A 19489-nucleotide genomic window follows, 5' to 3' on the forward strand; every position below is an offset into this window, starting at 1 on the left:
AGCGGCACCGAAAGCCGCCGCCGAAACCGACTTGCGTGTCCCAATTCCAGCGAAAGTCGTAGGCCTCGAGCCGGACGGCCGCCTTGACGGCCGCGCCGCAACGGGCGCATGCCTTCTGTCGCCTGTGTTGACGCAGATCAACCGGGCAGCACCGGCAGTTTCTAGACTGCCATCCGGAGGAAACTGTGATGAATGGGTCAATGCCCCGGCATCACGCGGCCCGTGTCGAGGCCGCCATCGCGTCAGGCCAGGCGGCTCGGTCCGCGCTCGTGGCCTCGTGGCGTCGTTCCTCCCGGTTGCATCATCTCGATCCCGGCGGCCGCACCGCGCCGATACGACTGACCGAGGCCGAGCTGCAGCGGGCGCGCGAACGTGTCGCGCCGCTTCTGGCCGCGGCGCAAGGCGCGATGGACCGGCTGTATCAGGCCGTCGGCGCCGCGGGCTGCTGCGTGCTGCTCGCCGACGGCGATGGCGTGCCGGTCGATCGCCGCGGCACGGTGGCGGACGACGCGACGTTTCAGTCCTGGGGCCTGTGGACTGGTGCGCTCTGGAGCGAGGAGCACGAGGGCACCAACGGCATCGGCACCTGCCTCGTCGAGCAGCGCCCGCTGACGATCGATCGCGACCAGCATTTCTTTGCCCGCAATACGCTTCTGAGCTGCACCGCCGTTCCGATCTACGATCATGAGGCGGCGCTCGCGGGCGTGCTCGACGTCTCCTCCTGCCGGGCCGACCGCACCGACGCCTTCGCCAGCCTGATCGCACTCGCGACGGGCGAGGCCGCCAAGCGTATCGAGGCCGACCTGTTTCGAAAGGCTTTTGCCGATGCCCGCATCGTGCTGACGCAAGCGGCGGACGGAAGTTGCAGCGGCCTCGTTGCAGTCGATGCGGACGATCTCGTGATCGGCGCGACCCGCTCCGCCCGGGTGGCGCTCGGAATTGCGCCCGGCCGGGCCTTGCAGCCGGTGCCTGCCGCCGACCTTCTCGGCGGTGATACCGCACGCGATCATCTTGCCGGCGGCCAGCGCGCGGTCTTGCAGCGGGCGCTGCTTCGCGCCGGCGGCAATGTCTCGGCGGCCGCCAAGGCCCTCGGTGTCAGCCGCGCCACGCTGCACAGAAAGCTCAAGCGGTTCGAGCTGAACCACTAAGCTGAGCCGTTTCGTCAATCGCAATGACGGGCCGCCCTACCTGTCGCAGAAGTGCGACAGGTCCGCCCCACCATCGCTCCCGCCCGGGCTGACAGAAAACGCCTCCCGCATCATCGTCGGCGCAAGTCGTGAACACACGGCGACAAGCAAGCAGCAAACATCGGGAGTGATCAATGAACAAGGTGGAATTCCTCAGCGTCACCAAAGTTCCCTTTGCCGAACGCTACGACAATTTCATCGGCGGCAGGTTCGTGGCGCCGATCTCCGGCAAGTATTTCGACAATGCCTCGCCGGTGACCGGCCAGATCGTCTGCAAGATCGCGCGGTCCGACGCGCAGGACGTCGAGGCGGCGCTCGACGCGGCGCACGCCGCCAAGGCCGCCTGGGGCCGCACCAGCGTCGCCGAGCGCGCCGCGGTCCTGAACAAGATCGCCGACCGCATGGAAGACAATCTCGAGCGCCTTGCGATTGCCGAGACGTGGGACAACGGCAAGCCGATCCGAGAGACCCGCGCCGCCGACCTGCCGCTCGCGATCGATCACTTCCGCTATTTCGCCGGTGTCGTGCGCGCCCAGGAGGGCTCGATCGGCGAGATCGACCACGACACCATTGCCTATCATTTCCACGAGCCGCTCGGCGTGGTCGGCCAGATCATTCCCTGGAACTTCCCGCTGCTGATGGCCTGCTGGAAGCTCGCCCCCGCGCTCGCCGCCGGCAATTGCGTGGTGCTCAAGCCCGCCGAGCAGACGCCGGCGTCGATCATGGTGTGGGCCGAGATCATCGCGGATATCCTGCCGCCCGGTGTCCTCAATATCGTCAACGGCTTTGGCCTGGAGGCCGGCAAGCCGCTGGCGTCCAGCCCGCGCATCGCCAAGATCGCCTTCACCGGCGAGACGTCGACGGGCCGGCTGATCATGCAGTATGCCAGCCAGAACCTCATTCCGGTTACGCTTGAGCTCGGCGGCAAGTCGCCGAACATCTTCTTCAAGGACGTCATCGCCGAAGACGACGACTTCTTCGACAAGGCGATCGAAGGCTTCGTCATGTTCGCGCTGAACCAGGGCGAGGTCTGCACCTGTCCGAGCCGGGCGCTGGTCCACGCGGATATCTATGACCGCTTCATGGAGAGGGCGCTGAAGCGCGTCGCCGCGATCGAGCAGGGCGATCCGCGCGATCCCACGACCATGATCGGCGCTCAGGCATCCAGCGAGCAACTGTCCAAGATTCTCTCCTACATCGACATCGGCAGGCAGGAGGGCGCCAAGGTGCTCGCCGGCGGCGGCCGTGCCGAGCTCCCGGGCGATCTCGCCGGCGGCTTCTACGTCCAGCCGACCGTGTTCGAGGGCCACAACAAGATGCGCATCTTCCAGGAGGAGATTTTCGGCCCCGTCGTCTCGGTCACGACCTTCAGGAGCGATGAGGAGGCGCTCGCGATCGCCAACGACACGCTCTACGGATTGGGTGCTGGCGTCTGGAGCCGCGACGCCAATCGCTGCTACCGCTTCGGCCGGGAGATCCAGGCCGGCCGGGTCTGGACCAACTGCTACCATGCCTATCCCGCGCATGCGGCCTTCGGCGGCTACAAGCAGTCGGGCGTCGGGCGCGAGACCCACAAGATGATGCTCGATCACTATCAGCAGACCAAGAACCTCCTGGTCAGCTATAGCCCCAAGAAGCTCGGATTCTTCTGATGAGGGATGTCCCGCTCAGGAGGCCGTCGTGCCCGGGCTTGTCCCGGGCATCCACGTCCTCCGTGCCGCGGGGCAAGGCGTGGATGGCCGGGACGAGCCCGGCCATGACGTCGCGGAAGCTGCAGCGCCCCATTCGTGGGACGAGTTTTCGACCGGCAGGATTCTGTTGGTTCGCAGGTTCTTGATCCGCTCACGAATTCGCGCGCGCCGTGGCGCGCATAGATTTGTTGCCCGTTCGGCGCCAAAGATTTTGCAATATTTCGATCACGTTGCAGTGCGGCATAATGAAAGGCGTGTCATGCCGCCGCGGTGCTTTCGCACGCGATTGACTTGGGTTAGAGAGGGCGAAAGTTTTCTCTGACCCGGAATTCCCATGGCCGCCCCCAAGAAAGCCGCCGCAAGCCCTCCACAGGACAAGACCGACGGCGGTTCGCCTCCGGAATTCACCAGGGAGCAGGAGCTCAAGGCGCTCCGCGACATGCTGCTGATCCGTCGGTTCGAGGAAAAGGCAGGCCAGCTCTACGGCATGGGCGCGATCGGCGGCTTCTGTCACCTCTATATCGGCCAGGAGGCCGTGGTGGTCGGCATGCAGATGGCGCTGAAGCAGGGCGACCAGGTCATTACAGGCTATCGCGATCACGGCCACATGCTTGCCACCGGCATGGATGCCAACGGCGTCATGGCCGAGCTCACGGGCCGCCACGGCGGCTACTCCAAGGGCAAGGGCGGCTCCATGCACATGTTCAGCAAGGAGAAGCACTTTTATGGCGGCCACGGCATCGTCGGTGCCCAGGTCTCGCTCGGCACCGGTCTCGCCTTCGCCAATCACTATCGCGGCAACGACAATGTCAGCGTCACCTATTTCGGCGACGGCGCGGCCAATCAGGGCCAGGTCTATGAGAGCTTCAACATGGCGGAGCTCTGGAAGCTGCCGGTGATCTACGTCATCGAGAACAACCGCTATGCCATGGGCACATCGGTCTCGCGCGCCTCGGCGCAGCAGGATTTTTCCAAGCGCGGCGTCTCCTTCAACATCCCCGGCAAGCAGGTCGACGGCATGGACGTCCGTGCCGTGAAGGCGGCGGGCGAGGAGGCGGCGGCCTGGTGCCGCGCCGGCAAGGGTCCCTTCATCCTGGAGATGCAGACCTATCGCTATCGCGGGCACTCGATGTCCGACCCTGCAAAATATCGCACGCGTGAGGAGGTCGAGAAGGTCCGTCACGACCAGGATCCGATCGAGCAGGTGCGTAACCGCCTCCTGGCGGCGAAAGTCAGCGAGCAGGATCTGAAGGCGATCGATGCCGAAGTGCGCGACATCGTCAACGCCGCCGCCGATTTCGCCCAGCACGATCCAGAGCCGGATGCCGCCGAGCTCTGGACCGACGTTTACCGCTGAACGCGCGCAAGCTTTCTTTTGGAGCCGATATGCCAATTCAAGTGCTGATGCCCGCGCTGTCGCCCACGATGGAGAAGGGTAACCTCGCCAAATGGCTGAAGAAAGAGGGCGAGACGATCAAGTCCGGCGACGTCATCGCCGAGATCGAGACCGATAAGGCGACCATGGAGGTCGAGGCGACCGACGAAGGCACGCTCGGCAAGATCCTGATCCCCGAGGGCACCGCCGACGTTGCGGTGAACACGCCGATCGCCACCATTCTCGCCGACGGCGAGAGCGCCGCTGATCTCGGCAAGGCGTCCGCGCCGGCCAAGCAGGAGAAGGCTGCCGAGTCAGCGGCCGCGGCCAAGGCCGAGGCGCCGCAGCCGAAGGCCGCACCGGCTGCCCCGCAGGCCGTTGCCGAGCCGGATCCGGAAGTGCCCGCCGGCACCGAGATGGTGACGCAGACCATCCGCGAAGCGCTGCGCGATGCCATGGCCGAAGAGATGCGGCGCGACGCGGACGTCTTCGTGATGGGCGAAGAGGTCGCCGAATATCAGGGCGCCTACAAGGTGACCCAGGGCCTGCTCCAGGAATTCGGCGCCAAGCGCGTCATCGACACCCCGATCACCGAGCACGGGTTTGCCGGCGTCGGCGTCGGTGCCGCGATGACCGGCCTGAAGCCGATCGTCGAGTTCATGACCTTCAACTTCGCCATGCAGGCGATCGACCAGATCATCAACTCCGCGGCCAAGACGCTGTACATGTCCGGCGGCCAGATGGGCTGCTCGATCGTGTTCCGCGGACCCAACGGTGCGGCCGCGCGCGTTGCCGCCCAGCACAGCCAGGATTACTCGTCCTGGTACTCGCACATTCCGGGCCTGAAGGTGGTCGCGCCGTATTCGGCAGCCGACGCCAAGGGCCTGCTCAAGGCTGCGATCCGCGATCCCAATCCGGTGATCTTCCTCGAGAACGAGGTGCTCTACGGTCACACCGGCGAAGTGCCCAAGCTGGATGATTTCATCATCCCGATCGGCAAGGCACGCATCGTGCGCTCCGGCAGCCACGTCACCATCATCTCCTGGTCGAATGGCATGACCTATGCGCTCAAGGCCGCCGACGAACTCGCCAAGGACGGCATCGAGGCCGAGGTGATCGACCTGCGCACGCTGCGCCCGATGGACACCGAGACCATCATCAACTCCGTCAAGAAGACCGGTCGCGCGGTCACAGTGGAAGAGGGTTGGGCCCAGAGCGGCGTCGGCGCCGAGATCGCCGCGCGCATCATGGAGAACGCTTTCGACTATCTGGACGCGCCGGTCGCGCGCGTCTCCGGCAAGGACGTCCCGATGCCTTATGCCGCGAACCTGGAGAAGCTCGCGCTGCCTTCGGCGGCGGAAGTCGTCGAGGCCGCCAAAGCCGTTTGCTACAGGTAGATCATGGCGGGCACCAAGGAGCAGCCACTGCCACCCGACGTCATGGACCGCGAGGACGCGGTCGAGATCCTGCGCGTGTTCGTGCTGGACGGCGGGCTGTCGATGGCGTTCCAGCGCGCCTTCGAGGAGCCCGACATGTGGGGCCTCTTGCTCGTCGATCTCGCCCGCCATGCCGCGCGCGCCTATGCGCGCGAAAGCGAATATACCGAGGAGGACGCGTTGAACCGGATCCTCGACATGTTCCAGGCCGAGATCGAGCGTCCCACCGACACCGGCACCACGACGCCGCGCGGGAAGGGGCACTGACCATGGCGATCGAATCCTATCACTTCGATTTCATGCTCGAGGCGATCCGCGAGGCTGAAGCCTCGATCGCGCAAGGCGGTCTGCCGATCGGTGCCGTGCTGACGCGCGACAACAAGATCATCGCCCGCGGCCACAACAACCGCGTGCAGGAGAACAACGTGATCCTGCACGGCGAGATGAGCTGCCTGCGCGAAGCCGGCGCGATCAAGTTCCACGACACCGTGATGTACACCACGCTGTCGCCATGCTCGATGTGTGCCGGCGCACTCGCGCTGTTCAAGGTCAAGCTGGTGGTGATCGGGGAATCCGTCACCTTCGAAGGCTCCAAGGACATCCTCGACAAGTTCGGGATCCCCTGGATCGACCTTGCCGACGACCGCTCCATCACCATGATGAAGAATTGGCGTTCCATCCCAGCAAATGAGCGCCTGTGGCAGGGCGACATCGGCAACTAAACCTGGTCTGCTCGTCTTCACATCGAGGACGGCGTTTTTGAGAAGTTCTTCGTGAGGTCAGCATGCCCATCAACATCCTGATGCCCGCTCTGTCGCCGACGATGGAGAAGGGCAACCTCGCCAAGTGGCTGAAGAAGGAAGGCGACAAGGTCAAATCCGGCGACGTCATCGCCGAGATCGAGACCGACAAGGCGACCATGGAGGTCGAGGCGATCGACGAGGGCACGATCGCCAAGATCCTGGTGCCCGAGGGTACGCAGGATGTCCCGGTCAACGACGTGATCGCCGTGCTCGCCGGCGAAGGTGAGGACGTGAAGGCTGCGGGTAGTAGCGCCAAGCCCAGCGCTTCGGCCGCGCCGCCCAAATCTGCTGAAAAGACGGCAGGCAAGCCCGCTGAGGCTGCTGCGCCGGCTCCGGCGCCCGCCGCGCCCAAGGCCGCTCCGCCGCCCGCCGCCGCACCTGCGCCGCAGGCGGCAGCGCAAAGCAACGGCCATGGCGGCCGCGTGTTCTCGTCGCCGCTGGCGCGGCGTCTGGCCAAGGACGCCGGCATCGATGTCTCGATGATTGCAGGTACCGGTCCACATGGCCGCGTGGTCGCCCGCGACGTCGAGCAGGCCAAATCGGGCAAGGGCCTCAAGGCACCTGCTGCTGCTCCGTCGTCCGCGCCTTCGATCGCGCCGACCATGTCGGACAAGCAGATCCTGTCGCTGTTCGAGCCCGGCTCCTACGACATCGTCCCGCATGACGGCATGCGCCGCACCATTGCGCAGCGCCTGACCGCATCGATCCAGAACGTCCCGCACTTCTACCTCACCATCGACTGCGACATCGGCAAGCTGCTCGCCGCGCGCGAGGAGATCAACGCTGCCGCGCCGAAGGACAATGAGAAGAAGCCGCTCTACAAGATCTCGGTCAACGACTTCGTCATCAAGGCGATGGCGGTGGCGCTGCAGAAGATTCCGAACTGCAACGTGAGCTGGACCGAAAGCGGCATGGTCAAGCATCACCATTCCGACGTCGGTGTTGCCGTCGCGATGCCCGGCGGCCTGATCACGCCGATCATCCGGAAAGCGGAGACCAAGACGCTCTCGACCATCTCCAACGAGATGAAGGACTTCGCCGCGCGCGCCCGCTCGCGCAAGCTCAAGCCCGAGGAGTACCAGGGCGGCACCACGGCCGTTTCCAACCTCGGCATGTATGGCATCAGCCATTTCACTGCCGTGATCAACCCGCCTCATGCGACGATCCTTGCGGTCGGCACCAGCGAGGAGCGTCCCGTGGTGCGCGGCGGCAAGATCGAGATCGCGCACATGATGAGCGTGACCTTGTCCTGCGATCACCGCGCCATCGACGGCGCGCTCGGCGCCGAGCTGATCGGCGCCTTCAAGCAGCTGATCGAAAACCCCGTCATGATGATGGTCTGACGCGGCGGCAGAGGGGGCAACCTTGCATGTCCGGACCCGCTGGCCATGGATATCGCTGCTGCTCGGGGCCGTCGTCGCGCTCAACCCGATCGGGCTCGATTTTCTTCACTCAGCGTTCTTTGCCGGCGAGCAACTGGCACGGAACATCGCCCAGCCGATCGCGCTCACCGCACTGGCCGTGATGGTCCTGGTGGTGGTGCTCGAATGGCTGGTGAGGTCTCTTTTGGTCAAGCGCCGCGCCCGCGGCGCCTCTTGAGTTGAACGGGAGCCGCTATGGCCGACACATCCTTCGACGTCATCATCATCGGCTCCGGTCCCGGCGGCTACGTCACCGCGATCCGGGCCGCGCAGCTCGGCTTCAAGACGGCGATTGTCGAAAAATCCTATCTCGGCGGCATCTGCCTGAACTGGGGCTGCATTCCGACCAAGGCGCTGCTGCGCTCGGCCGAGATCTATCACTACATGCAGCACGCCAAGGATTACGGCCTGTCGGCCGAGAAGGTGTCGTTCGATCCGAAGGCGGTGGTGCAGCGTTCGCGCGGCGTCTCGAAGCGGCTCAATGACGGCGTCGGCTTCCTGATGAAAAAGAACAAGGTCAGCGTGATCTGGGGCGCCGCCTCGATCGACGCGCCCGGCAAGGTCACCGTGAAGAAGTCCGACGTCGAGGGCCCGAAGGGCGCGCTGGGCGAGGGGACTTATCAGGCCAAGCACATCATCGTCGCGACCGGTGCGCGGCCGCGCGTGCTGCCCGGGCTCGAGCCCGACAAGAAGCTGGTGTGGACCTATTTCGAGGCGATGGTGCCGGAGCGGATGCCGAAATCGCTGCTGGTGGTCGGCTCCGGCGCGATCGGCATCGAGTTCGCCTCCTTCTTCCACACCATGGGCTCCGACGTCACCGTGGTCGAGGTGCTGCCGCAGATCCTGCCCGTCGAGGATGCCGAGATCGCGGGCCTTGCGCGCAAGCGGCTGGAGAAACAGGGCATCAAGATCATGTCCTCGACCAAAGTGACCAAGCTGGAGAAGAAGGCCGACAGCGTCGTCGCAACCATCGACGACGGCAAGGGCAAGCCCGTCACGACCGAGTTCGAGCGCGTGATCTCGGCCGTCGGCGTCGTCGGCAACATCGAGAATATCGGCCTCGAAAAGGTCGGCGTGAAGACCGACCGCGGCATCATCGTCGTCGACGGCTACGGCAAGACCAACGTTCCCGGCATCTACGCCATCGGTGACGTTGCCGGCCCGCCCATGCTGGCTCACAAGGCCGAGCATGAAGGCGTGGTCTGCGTCGAGGCGATCAAGGGCCTCAACCCGCACCCGATGGACAAGAACATGATCCCGGGCTGCACCTATTGCCATCCGCAGGTGGCGTCCGTGGGGCTCACCGAAGCCAAGGCGAAAGAGAGCGGCCGCGAGATCCGCGTCGGCCGTTTCCCCTTCGTCGGCAACGGCAAGGCCATCGCGCTCGGCGAGGACCAGGGCCTGGTCAAGGTGATCTTCGACAAGAAGACCGGTCAGCTCCTCGGCGCCCACATGGTCGGCGCGGAGGTCACCGAGTTGATCCAGGGCTACGTCGTCGCCATGAACCTGGAGACCACGGAAGAAGAACTCATGCACACGGTGTTCCCGCATCCGACGCTGTCGGAGATGATGAAGGAAGCCGTGCTGGATGCGTATGGAAGGGTGTTGAATATCTGATCAGTTCTCCGATCTTGATGCGCAGGCTTGTCCCGCGCATCCATCAAGCGAAGCGCTCTTCAAGGGATGGATTGCCGGGTCAGGCCCGGCAATGGCGGATGCAAGAAACTGGCGACACAAGGAAGAAGAAAGAATCGAGCCATGCACGACAACGACAACCTCACCATCGAACGCCCGACCTTCGTCACCCATCTCGAATGCGCGATGGAGGGCGACCATTACGCCGCCGACCAGGTCCACAACCTCTCCAAGGCCGGCAAGCCGCTCTTGGTGCGCTATGACCTCGCCGGCGTGAAGAAGGCGCTGACGAAGGATGCGCTGGCCCAGCGCCCCGGCGACATGTGGCGCTACCGCGAGCTGCTGCCGGTGCGCAAATGCAAGGACATCGTCTCGCTCGGCGAGGTCACGACGCCGCTGATCCGGCTGCCCAAGCTCGGCGCAAAACTCGGCGGTGGCGAGATCATCGTGAAGGACGAGGGGCGGCTGCCGACCGGCTCGTTCAAGGCGCGGGGCCTCGTGATGGCGGTGTCGATGGGCAAGGCGCTCGGCATCAAGCACATGGCGATGCCGACCAACGGCAACGCCGGCGCGGCGCTTGCGGCCTATGCGACGTCCTGCGGCATCAAGACCACGATCTTCTGCCCGGCCGACACGCCCGAGGTGAATGTCAGCGAGATCGAGCTGCAAGGCGCGACCGTCTACCGCGTCAATGGCTATATCGACGATTGCGGCAAGATCGTCGGCGAGGGCAAGGCGAAGGTTGGCTGGTTCGACACCTCGACGCTGAAGGAGCCGTATCGCATCGAAGGCAAGAAGACGATGGGCCTCGAGCTCGCCGAGCAGCTCGGCTGGGATGTGCCCGATGTGATCTTCTATCCAACCGGCGGCGGCACCGGCCTGATCGGCATGTGGAAGGCGTTCGACGAGCTCGAGAAGATCGGCTTCATCGGAAGCAAGCGCCCGCGCATGGTTGCGGTGCAGGCGTCGGGCTGCGCGCCGATGGTGCGCGCCTATGAGGCCGGGACCGAGCACGCCACGCGCTGGGAGGACGCCCACACCATTGCCTCGGGCATCCGCGTTCCGCAGGCGATCGGCGATTTCCTGATCCTGCGCGCGGTGCGCGAAAGCAAGGGCTTCGCGATCGCAGTCGACGACGACAAGATCTCGTCGGCGCTGAACGAGGTTGCGCGCGAGGAGGGGCTGCTGTTGTGCCCCGAGGGCGCCGCCACCTACGCCGCCTACAAGCAGAGCCTCGCCGACGGCCGCGTCAGCAAGACCGACCGCGTGATGCTGTTCAACTGCGCGACCGGCCTGAAGTACCCGCTGCCGCCGGTCACCCGCACGCTCGACCGTCACAAGCCGATTGATTACGCGCAGTTCTAGCGCGAAGAAAATTGGCTGCGAATGATCCCTCTTCCCGTACGCGGGCAGAGCGCCAAAAAAACAACAAAGACATCGCTGGGGAGAAGACAATGAAGAAGGCCGCTTGGGCTGCGCTGATTGCTATTCTCGCTGTGACCGGCGCCGCGCGCGCCGACGACTATCCCTCACGTCCCATCACCGTCATCGTGCCCTTCGCGGCCGGCGGACCGTCGGATGCGATGGCGCGAGTCCTCGCTGACCGGATGCGGGTGACGTTAGGGCAGCCCGTGGTGATTGAGAATGTCACCGGCGCGGGCGGTTCGATCGGCGTCGGCCGTGCCGTGCAATCACCGCCGGACGGCTACACCATCTCCTTCGGCCATCTCGGCACCCACGTCGCCAACGGTGCCGTCTACAAGCTCAAATACGATCTCGTCGCCGACCTCGAGCCGGTGGTGCTGTTGCCGAGCAATCCGATGATCGTCGTCAGCAAGAACTCGGTGCCTGCGACCTCGCTGAAGGAGCTGTTGGACTGGCTGAAGTCGCGGCCGTCGCCGCCGACCGCAGGCACCGCCGGCGCGGGCTCCGGCAGCCATATCGCCGGCGTCTATTTCGAGAACATCTCCGGCATCAAGCTGCAATACGTGCCGTATCGCGGCACCGCGCCCGCGCTGAACGACCTCATCGCCGGCCAGATCGACCTCATCGTCGACCAGACCTCCAACTCCATCAACCAGGTCCGCGCCGGCACCATCCGCGCCTATGCCATCACCGACGACAAGCGCCTGCGCTCGGCGCCCGACATTCCGACCGCGGAGGAGGCGGGCCTGAAAGGCTTCAACATGACGCTGTGGTCGGGCATGTGGGTTCCGAAGGGCACGCCGAAGGAGATCGTCACCAAGCTCAATGCAGCCGCCGTGGAAGCGCTGAACGACCCCGGAGTGAGGAAGCAGCTCGAAAGCCAGGGCCTGGAGATGCCCCCTAAGGATCAGCTCACGCCCGATGCGCTCGGCACCCGCCAGAAGGCCGAGATCGCAAAATGGTGGCCGATGATCAAGGCGGCGAACATCAAGGTGGATTGAAGCGGGCAACGCATGCCTCGCGGTATGTCGTGAGGTTCTGCGAGCGCGCGGGCCATTTCGCGGGAAGCCCTCGCGAGAAGCGGGATTGATCCTGATCGCCGTCATCGTCGCGTCTGCTGGCCGCCGGGCGCTCGCTGCAAGGTTTCGTGACCTGCCGCCAGCGCACGGTCCAGGCACTGCATCAGATCCGAGGCGGCGAACGGCTTGCCGAGAAAACAGATTGCTCCGGCTTTGAGGGCACGCACCCGTACGCTCTCATCCGGGAAGGCCGTGATGAAGATGAACGGCGCCGCCGAACCATGCGCGCGCATCTGCGTCAAAAGATCGATTCCAGTCATCAGCGGCATCTGCACGTCGGCGATCACACACGAGGTGCCATTCGAATCGGGCGACCTCAAAAACTCCTCGGCTGAGGCGAATGTGTGGACGACGTACCCGCGCGATTCCAGAAGATTTTTGATAGCGGCCCGCACGTAAGGGTCGTCGTCAAGCACCGAAATGACCGAAGCCGCTGACAAGACGTCCGCTCCTCACCCGGCATCACGCTTGCCGTCGCCACGGCTGCACATAAACCGATAAGGTGGACCTGCCTGTTGCGATTGGAAACTCATACTTAGGTTTGTGCGTCGGGCTTGTTGGACCCTATCCCGAGCGCCTCGCTCATTCTCACCAGATCGGCCAGCGACTTCGCGCCCATTTTCCGCATGATCTGGCCGCGATAGATTTTGACGGTAATTTCCGCCAATCCGAGCTGGGCGGCCACCTGCTTGTTCATCAGCCCGGCCGTCACCAGGGACAATACGTCTCGCTCCCGCGAGGACAGTGACTCGAAGCGGGATCTCACGGTCGAGACCGTCCTGTTGAGGTCGCGGCGCTTGCGGTCTCTCTCGATCGCGGCCTGGACTGCATCCAGGATGTCTTGGTCGCGGACCGGCTTGGTCAAGAAGTCGATCGCGCCGCTCTTCATGGCCCGAACCGTCATGGGAATATCACCGTAACCGGTAATGAAGATGATAGGCGTGTGGATATTCGCCTTGGCAAGATCGGATTGAAGGTCAAGGCCGCTGGCGCCGGGAAGGCGGATGTCGAGCACGAGGCAACTGGGGACTTCCGGCGGCTTGGCCTGGAGGAGTTGTGGTGCCGAGCCGAATGCCTCGACCTTGAGGCCGACCGACTCGAATAAATTGGTGAGCGCACGGCGCATGGACGCGTCGTCGTCGACGATAAAGACAATTGGCTGATCGCCGTCCTCCGCCTGCGGTGGTGGAGGTTCCCCGCGCTCGGTCACGAAGTTTCCTCTCGATGGAGGGGCAAGGTGATCTGAAAAGTCGCGCCGTGCTCCTGGTTGGGTGCGGCGAAAAGCCGTCCACCATGCGCCTCGATGATGGATCGACAGATCGACAACCCCATGCCCATGCCGGTGGACTTCGTGGTAAAGAACGGCGTGAACAGTCGGTCGATCGCCTGTTCACTGATGCCGACTCCGCAGTCGGAAACGCTCACCAGCACCGCGCCATCGCCGCTCGCCGCTGAACGGATCGCCAGCTCGCGCGGGCGATCATGGACGTCTTCCATGGCCTCGATCCCGTTCATGATCAGGTTGATCAGGACCTGTTGCAATTGAATTCGATCGCCGAATATTTTCGGCAGTGCCGACGACAGCTCCATTCGCACCGACACGGCGTGGCTGGCCATCTCACGCTGAACGAGCGCCACCGACTCCCGTACGACGACATTGGCGTCGAGCGGAGCCATGTCGATGTCGGAGCGCTTGGCGAGCGCTCGAACGCGACGGATCACGTCGCTGGCGCGCGTGCCATCCTCGATGATCCACTCGACGGAGCGGCCGGCCGCTTTGAGGTCGGGCGGATTGCGCTGCAGCCAGGCGAGGCAGGCGTCGGCGTTTGCGATCACAGCGGCGAGCGGCTGATTGATTTCGTGGGCAATGGAAGCGGTCAGCTCACCCAGAGTCGTGACACGCGTCACATGGGCGAGTTCGGCCTGGGCCTTGCGCAGTGCGTCTTCGGCCTGATTGGCCCGGATGGCCGCGGTTACGTCAGTGCAGACGCCACGATAGCCCAGAAAAGCGCCGTCGGCGTCGAAGAACGGCTTGCCGCTGGTCCGGACGTAGATCGGCTGCCCGCTGCGATCCTTGCTGCGATACACCAGGTCGCGGAAGGGGACGTGGGCGTCGAGCGCCGCCCGGTGTTGTTGCCATTTCTCCGGTTCGAGATCGGCGTCAGGAGCGATATCCCAACGCGTGAGTCCGATCAGGCCGGCGGGAGCGGTCATGGTATCGGAGTGTTCCGATATCTGGGTGACGCGATGGTCTGGCCCTGTTTCCCAGAACCAGTCGGAAGCGGTCTCGGCATAGTCGCGGAAGCGCTGCTCGCTCGCACGCAGTCTGCGCTCTGCCTCTTTGGTCGCCGTGATGTCGGTCACTGATCCCACGAACTCCATGCTCCCGTTTGAATCTCGCATCGCGCGGGCCACCGCTCGGACATACTTGATGGAGCCGTCGGGCATCACGAGCCGGTATTCGTGATCGTAATCCTTTCCCTCTCGCGCGGCCCGAGCCGTTGTCTGTTGCACCGCGAGCCGGTCGTCCGGATGGATCCGCTGGAGCATGAACGGGATCTTTGGCTTGGTTCCCTCCTCGCACTGGAAGATGCGATAGGTCTCCTTGGACCAGGTGATCTCGCGGGTTGCGGCCTTCCATCCGAAACTGCCGGTGTGGCTCAGTTCCTGCGCCTGGGCGAGATAAGCCTCGCTTTGTCGTAGCGCATTCTCGGCTTCCTTGCGCTCGGTGATGTTCTCGCAGGCAACCAGGACGATTGGTCCGCCATCGCCCCGCAGCATGGTCTTGGCATTCTCGCGCACCCATAGCACCGAGCCGTCCTTGCGTATCTTCCGGATCTCCCAGGTGTGGGACTGATCGACGGTCTCAAGGCACAGCGTGACACAGGCGCGGACGAAGTCGCGATCCTCCTCGAAGAAGACATCCAGCACCGATCGGCCGATCAGCTCCGCGGCGGCATAGCCCAGTTGCGCGGCGCCGAACGTGTTCACGTTGATCACGGTTCCGGCTGGATCGACCATGAAGTACATGACCGGGGTGTGCTCGAAGACTTGCTGCCACTGCTTGACCGCCTCGAGCAAGTCGTCACCATCGGGCTCGCTGCGCGGCTTAGCGGTGACGGTTTGCCTTACGCAGCCGGCGAGGAATTGCGCGGCTGACTTCCCGAATGTTGCTGCTCGGCCAGGCTTCATCGCAGATGCTCCCGGCGTTCTCTGCGCAAATACGAGTAGAGCACGTTGCGGTGGGACGAGCAATTCCCGCCAAAGTCGGATGGGCAGTTATCACGTTCGCCTGTGACTTGACCGTCGCCACCCTGTCCGGTGCGGCGCATCACGTACGCCATGCGGGCAAAGATTTTCACGGTGACCGTGCGGCCGGAGCATCGTGCGCCGTCTCGTTGCACATGAGCCGTCGGGAGCCCCGGGCGAGTACGGACAAACCTAAGTATAGCTCCTCCATTCCTAATCATATCGGTCATTTACCTGCGTACAATTGAGCGTCTCGTGCCCTGGGGAATAGCCTCATGACCGATCGGGAGTGTCGCAGCCAATCGCAGCGAGCGCACGAAAACCGGTCTGAAGCTTGCGGCGGAGGCGTCTTGCCGGCAGGCAAAGACCAAGGACGATGCCGCTGCAATTTGTGGCAATTCACGACCCGCATGAGTCGAAGGAAACGAACTGGCAAAGCGCGAGCAAGGGAGGAAGACGACAATGTGCGTGACATCGGTGCTTCCTGAGCGTGGCCGATCCGAGTCCGAATGTTGCTCTTCAGTCAATGGCTGTGCGGTGTGTGGCGGCAAGTTTGGTCTGATCCGCTATTATTCCTGGCGCACCGCGCTCTGCTCCAAGAAGTGTGTCGATCGCTTCCGCACGCGCCGCGAGCGCGATCACCGGTGGTTGTTCCGGGTTCAGGCCGCGTGAGGCCGAATAAGAGAGCTGACATCGTCCGAGGGGCTGATCCGGGAGCGTACGTTGAACCGTTCATGCAAGCTGTTGTGCTCGATGGTTCTCCTCGGCTCCACTGCGACGGTCCGGGCACAGGAGACGGGACATGATGCCGTACATCGCCGGCACCCACCCCAGGACCAGGCGCTGCACGAGAAATTCTATTCGACCTGGCACATGCCGGATAATCCGGGCGTCAGTTGTTGCAACAGTGCTGACTGCTATCCGACCGATATCAAATACATCGACGACCAGATCTATGCCCGGCGCCGGGAGGACGGGAGATACATTCTGATTCCACCGCAAAAGGTGGAGCGAAACAGGGATAATCCGGACGGCCGAAACCATCTTTGCGCTCCGCCGCCCGCAGTGTCGCCGTTGGATAGCGTTTACTGCTTCGCTTTGGGAGGTGCCACATGAGATTCGCGTTCGTGCTGGTGAACGACCGGACCCCGTTCCGGCAGGCCTGGTGCATGCAGTGCTGCGAGCCGATCAGCGGCAGCTATCTCCGCGAGATCGCGACCCGTCTGCCTTACTGCGATCATCAGTGCTACGCGCTGTTCTGCGAGATGCTTGCGAAAGATCGCATGAGGGCGGCTTCATGAAATTCATGGTGGTCAATCACGAGCCCCCGTTGTGCGCGGCCACGTGCAGCACCTGCTCGCGATCGATCCGGTCCGGCTATGTCCGGCATGTGCGGACGCAGCGTCGCTACTGCGATTACGATTGCTACCGGCGTGGCGAACTCGTGACGCTGCTAACGCAATGGTCGGTGCCTGGGCGCAACGAGCCGGCCTCCGGGAACGTCGAGGTCGCCGCTCGCAACGCGGTCGAGATGTTTACGGTCCTGGGTGCCGTCTTCTGCTGGAGCTGCACGATCCACGCCTGGACCTTCGCAAGAACCTTGACCGGCGCATACTTGGACGGTCGCGATCCGATCACGATGGAAGGAGGTGACACCTAGCTACGCGACGGCGCTCGCGTGGAAGCCGCAGCGACGCAACCTGGCAGGCGCCGTGTCCAGCCCCGGCGACGTCGCCTAGGGAGCGGGCGCTGCGGCCGCCACGGGTGCCGTTGCGCCGGCCTCCTGCGCGACGACGCGCTGGTCGCTCTTGCCGGCGACCATGCCGCTGCCCTCGAACCTCGTGCGGTAGACCAGCACGTTCTCCATCACGCGCTGGACGTAGTTGCGGGTCTCCGACAGCGGGATGCGCTCGACCCAGTCGACCGGATCGACATTGGGATTCCTGGGATCGCCGCGCGTCTGCACCCATTCGCGCACGCGGCCACGGCCGGCATTGTAGCCGGCGAAGGTCATGATCTGGTTGCCGCGGTATTCCGAAAAGAGCGCACTGAGCTCGGCCGCGCCCATCTGCGTGTTGTAGACGGGATCGGAGACCATCTTGCCCCAGTCATAGGTCAGGCCGAACCGCTTGGCGGTATCGCGGCCCGCTTCCGGCGTCACCTGCATCAGCCCGACCGCGTTGGCATGGGACTTGTCGCGCTGGTCGAACGAGCTTTCGGTGCGCGCCACCGAATAGATCACGCTGGTCTCGATCGCGGGCGCGACCTGCTTGTGCTCGGGGATGCCGATGGTGGGGAAGGCGTAATGGTCGAGCGCGAGCCCGCGCGCCAGCGCCGTCTTGCCGACCTCCAGCATCACGCGCGCATCGTTGCGCCGGCGGGCAACCTCGCCGAGGGCTTCGAGCGCTGCGACATCGCTGCTCTCCTTGGCGAAGTCCTCGGCGTAATAGAACACCATGTCGCGCTCGCCGATGGCGTAGAGCATGTCGGCCGCGCGCACGCGCTCGTCCGCGGGGGCCGTGTCGGCCGAGGCCAGCACAGGCGAGGGCGGACGCAGCTCGATCCGGTCGAGGCCCAGCTTTGCGCGGGCGAGCTGGCCGTAATAGGCGGTGTGATAGCGTGCCGCCGCCCGATAGCTCATGCGCGCATCGGCCATTGCGCCCAAGGCTTCGGCGGTGCGGCCGCGCCAGTAATGGGCGCGCGACAGCGCGATCGGATTGGATGAGCCCTCGTCGATGGCGGCGAAGTGCACCATCGCCGTCACGGGATCATCGAGAAAGCGCAGCGCGATCCAGCCGCACATGAAGTGATAATCGACGCGATAGACTTCTTTCTCCGGCACCGCGGCCGTGCGCACCACGTCATAGGCGGTCCTGAACTTGCCCTGGTCGAGCAGCTTGCGTGCGAGCAGGCGACGCTCGCGCCACCAGGCGTCGGTGTCCTGGGCCGCCATGGTGTCCGGTGCGGCGGCCAGGATCACCTCGGCAGCGTCGTCGATGCGGTCCTTCTGAAGGTACCATTGTGCGCGGCACAGAACGTAGCCGAGATCGCGGCGGGCGTCAGCGGAGACGTCATCGAGATCGTCCCCGGCCTTGCTGGACTTGCCGGTGACCGCGGCACAGGCTTTCACGATCGCGAGCGCATCCTCGCCGAGCCGTTTGGCCGCGCGCCTCGCGCCCGCGTAATCCTTGGCGCCGAGCCGCTTGTCCATGCGCGCGCGGTGATCGTCAGCGGACAGAAGATCGCGAAACGCTTCGTAGAAATCCTCCTCGCTGCGCTCGGACAATTCGTCGGCGCGCCAGGCTTCGCGCACGAGCCGGGCGGCGCTGTCGGTATCGCCTTCGGTGCGCAAGACGCGGGCGAGCGCAAACTTGCCCTTGGCGCTGGTCGGCCGGCCCATCGTGAACTTGTGCACGGTGGCGGCGTCGGCCTTCTCCTGCCACAGCCGCGCCTCGGCGCGCCGGCGCAAAAGCGCGCTGCTCGGCCAGTCCGGATTGGCGGCCAGGAAGGCGGCATAGCGCTTGAAATTCGCCGTGCTCTCGGAATGGCGCAGCATGAACCAGTCGGCGAGCTTCTGTCCGGCGGGATCGGCGATGCGGTCGCGCGCCGCGCTCGCGTCATCCGTCTTGCCCTTGCGCACAAGATCGATGGCGTCCTTCAGCGCGGCGAGGTCGCCGGTCAGCGGTGGCGGTGCCGGCCTGTCCGCGGGCTGGTCGACCGTCTTCTTCGACTTGCGCCTGGCCTCGGCATGCTTGCCGTGCCGCGCCTTGCCGGCGGAGGCATGGCGGTGCTTGCCGGCTTTCGCCTCATGCGTCTTCTTCGGCGCGGCCGATTTGTGGCTGCTTTTGGCGGCCAGTTCTGTGGGAAGGAGGGCCATCGCGGCCACGGCAACGAAACACGCGAGCGAGCGTAGGCACTGGTTCATTCGATGGTCCCCCCTGCGAAACCACTACAAAACCAAGGTCCGCGACGACATGCGGCTGGAGAATCAAACTAGCGAACGATGCCGAGGCATCGTTCCGCATCCTGACGCTGTCGCAACAATGCGGCAAAAAACCGATGCCCCGTGGGAACTTCCGCAAAGGAGAAAAGGGCAGAGCCGTTAACCTTTGTTAACGGTCGGGCTCGCGCGACGGTTGCATGGTGCAGGACGCCAGGAGGGCCAAGATTGCGCGTGTTCCCGCAGCC

General features: G+C 64.4%; 17 protein-coding genes. 13 read left to right on the forward strand and 4 right to left on the reverse strand.

Annotated elements, in window-relative coordinates; translation table 11 throughout:
* The first annotated feature begins 188 nt into the window (after nucleotides 1-188).
* From ACM42_RS12430 to ACM42_RS12480, 11 genes are all read left to right on the forward strand, one after another.
* Complete coding sequence (locus ACM42_RS12430; RefSeq protein ID WP_271528190.1) at nucleotides 189-1148, forward strand: helix-turn-helix domain-containing protein; 960 nt, start codon at nucleotides 189-191, stop codon at nucleotides 1146-1148.
* 173 nt (nucleotides 1149-1321) lie between these two features.
* Nucleotides 1322-2839 (forward strand): aldehyde dehydrogenase, encoded by a 1518-nt coding sequence (gene adh / locus ACM42_RS12435; RefSeq protein ID WP_271528191.1) that lies wholly within the window; start codon nucleotides 1322-1324, stop codon nucleotides 2837-2839.
* Between the two features lie 373 nt (nucleotides 2840-3212).
* A complete protein-coding gene (gene pdhA, locus ACM42_RS12440; RefSeq protein WP_028177589.1) occupies nucleotides 3213-4235 on the forward strand; it encodes a pyruvate dehydrogenase (acetyl-transferring) E1 component subunit alpha in 1023 nt (340 codons plus the stop codon).
* 29 nt (nucleotides 4236-4264) lie between these two features.
* Nucleotides 4265-5650, forward strand: a complete 1386-nt coding sequence (locus ACM42_RS12445) for a pyruvate dehydrogenase complex E1 component subunit beta (protein WP_271528192.1) — start codon at nucleotides 4265-4267, stop codon at nucleotides 5648-5650.
* 3 nt (nucleotides 5651-5653) lie between these two features.
* On the forward strand, nucleotides 5654-5956 hold the full coding sequence (locus tag ACM42_RS12450; protein WP_271528193.1) for a DUF5076 domain-containing protein: 303 nt from the start codon (nucleotides 5654-5656) through the stop codon (nucleotides 5954-5956).
* A gap of 2 nt (nucleotides 5957-5958) precedes the next feature.
* Nucleotides 5959-6411, forward strand: a complete 453-nt coding sequence (locus ACM42_RS12455) for a nucleoside deaminase (protein WP_035672010.1) — start codon at nucleotides 5959-5961, stop codon at nucleotides 6409-6411.
* Nucleotides 6412-6473: 62 nt separating this feature from the next.
* Nucleotides 6474-7835: a pyruvate dehydrogenase complex dihydrolipoamide acetyltransferase gene (locus ACM42_RS12460; protein WP_271528194.1), complete on the forward strand. Its 1362-nt coding sequence runs from the start codon at nucleotides 6474-6476 to the stop codon at nucleotides 7833-7835.
* Between the two features lie 22 nt (nucleotides 7836-7857).
* On the forward strand, nucleotides 7858-8091 hold the full coding sequence (locus tag ACM42_RS12465) for a hypothetical protein (RefSeq protein ID WP_271528195.1): 234 nt from the start codon (nucleotides 7858-7860) through the stop codon (nucleotides 8089-8091).
* 17 nt (nucleotides 8092-8108) lie between these two features.
* A complete protein-coding gene (gene lpdA, locus ACM42_RS12470; RefSeq protein WP_271528196.1) occupies nucleotides 8109-9530 on the forward strand; it encodes a dihydrolipoyl dehydrogenase in 1422 nt (473 codons plus the stop codon).
* A 141-nt stretch (nucleotides 9531-9671) separates the two neighbouring features.
* The gene (locus tag ACM42_RS12475; RefSeq protein ID WP_271528197.1) at nucleotides 9672-10913 is read left to right on the forward strand and encodes a threonine synthase; all 1242 of its coding nucleotides are present in this window, start codon (nucleotides 9672-9674) and stop codon (nucleotides 10911-10913) included.
* A gap of 89 nt (nucleotides 10914-11002) precedes the next feature.
* Nucleotides 11003-11974: a tripartite tricarboxylate transporter substrate binding protein BugD gene (locus ACM42_RS12480; RefSeq protein ID WP_271528198.1), complete on the forward strand. Its 972-nt coding sequence runs from the start codon at nucleotides 11003-11005 to the stop codon at nucleotides 11972-11974.
* Between the two features lie 101 nt (nucleotides 11975-12075).
* Here ACM42_RS12480 and ACM42_RS12485 read toward each other — a convergent pair whose 3' ends face one another.
* From ACM42_RS12485 to ACM42_RS12495, 3 genes are all read right to left on the reverse strand, one after another.
* Nucleotides 12076-12492, reverse strand: a complete 417-nt coding sequence (locus tag ACM42_RS12485) for a response regulator transcription factor (protein WP_271528199.1) — start codon at nucleotides 12490-12492, stop codon at nucleotides 12076-12078.
* 95 nt (nucleotides 12493-12587) lie between these two features.
* Nucleotides 12588-13262, reverse strand: a complete 675-nt coding sequence (locus ACM42_RS12490; RefSeq protein ID WP_028181758.1) for a response regulator transcription factor — start codon at nucleotides 13260-13262, stop codon at nucleotides 12588-12590.
* Complete coding sequence (locus ACM42_RS12495; protein ID WP_271528200.1) at nucleotides 13259-15244, reverse strand: PAS domain S-box protein; 1986 nt, start codon at nucleotides 15242-15244, stop codon at nucleotides 13259-13261. The genes ACM42_RS12490 and ACM42_RS12495 overlap by 4 nt, the downstream gene beginning before the upstream one ends.
* Before the next feature lie 1169 nt (nucleotides 15245-16413).
* Between ACM42_RS12495 and ACM42_RS12500 the strand changes: the two genes are divergently transcribed.
* Nucleotides 16414-16602, forward strand: a complete 189-nt coding sequence (locus tag ACM42_RS12500; protein WP_035672022.1) for a hypothetical protein — start codon at nucleotides 16414-16416, stop codon at nucleotides 16600-16602.
* Nucleotides 16599-16961, forward strand: a complete 363-nt coding sequence (locus ACM42_RS12505) for a hypothetical protein (protein WP_271528201.1) — start codon at nucleotides 16599-16601, stop codon at nucleotides 16959-16961. Before ACM42_RS12500 ends, ACM42_RS12505 begins: the two co-directional genes overlap by 4 nt.
* Before the next feature lie 75 nt (nucleotides 16962-17036).
* Here the strand turns inward: ACM42_RS12505 and ACM42_RS12510 are convergent, their stop codons facing one another.
* Nucleotides 17037-19226, reverse strand: coding sequence for a lytic transglycosylase domain-containing protein (locus ACM42_RS12510; RefSeq protein WP_271528202.1), 2190 nt, complete (start codon nucleotides 19224-19226; stop codon nucleotides 17037-17039).
* Nucleotides 19227-19489 lie beyond the last annotated feature (263 nt).

Origin of the sequence: Bradyrhizobium sp. CCBAU 25338 (assembly GCF_028128965.1) — a bacterium.
GTDB classification, from domain to species: Bacteria; Pseudomonadota; Alphaproteobacteria; order Rhizobiales; family Xanthobacteraceae; genus Bradyrhizobium; species Bradyrhizobium liaoningense.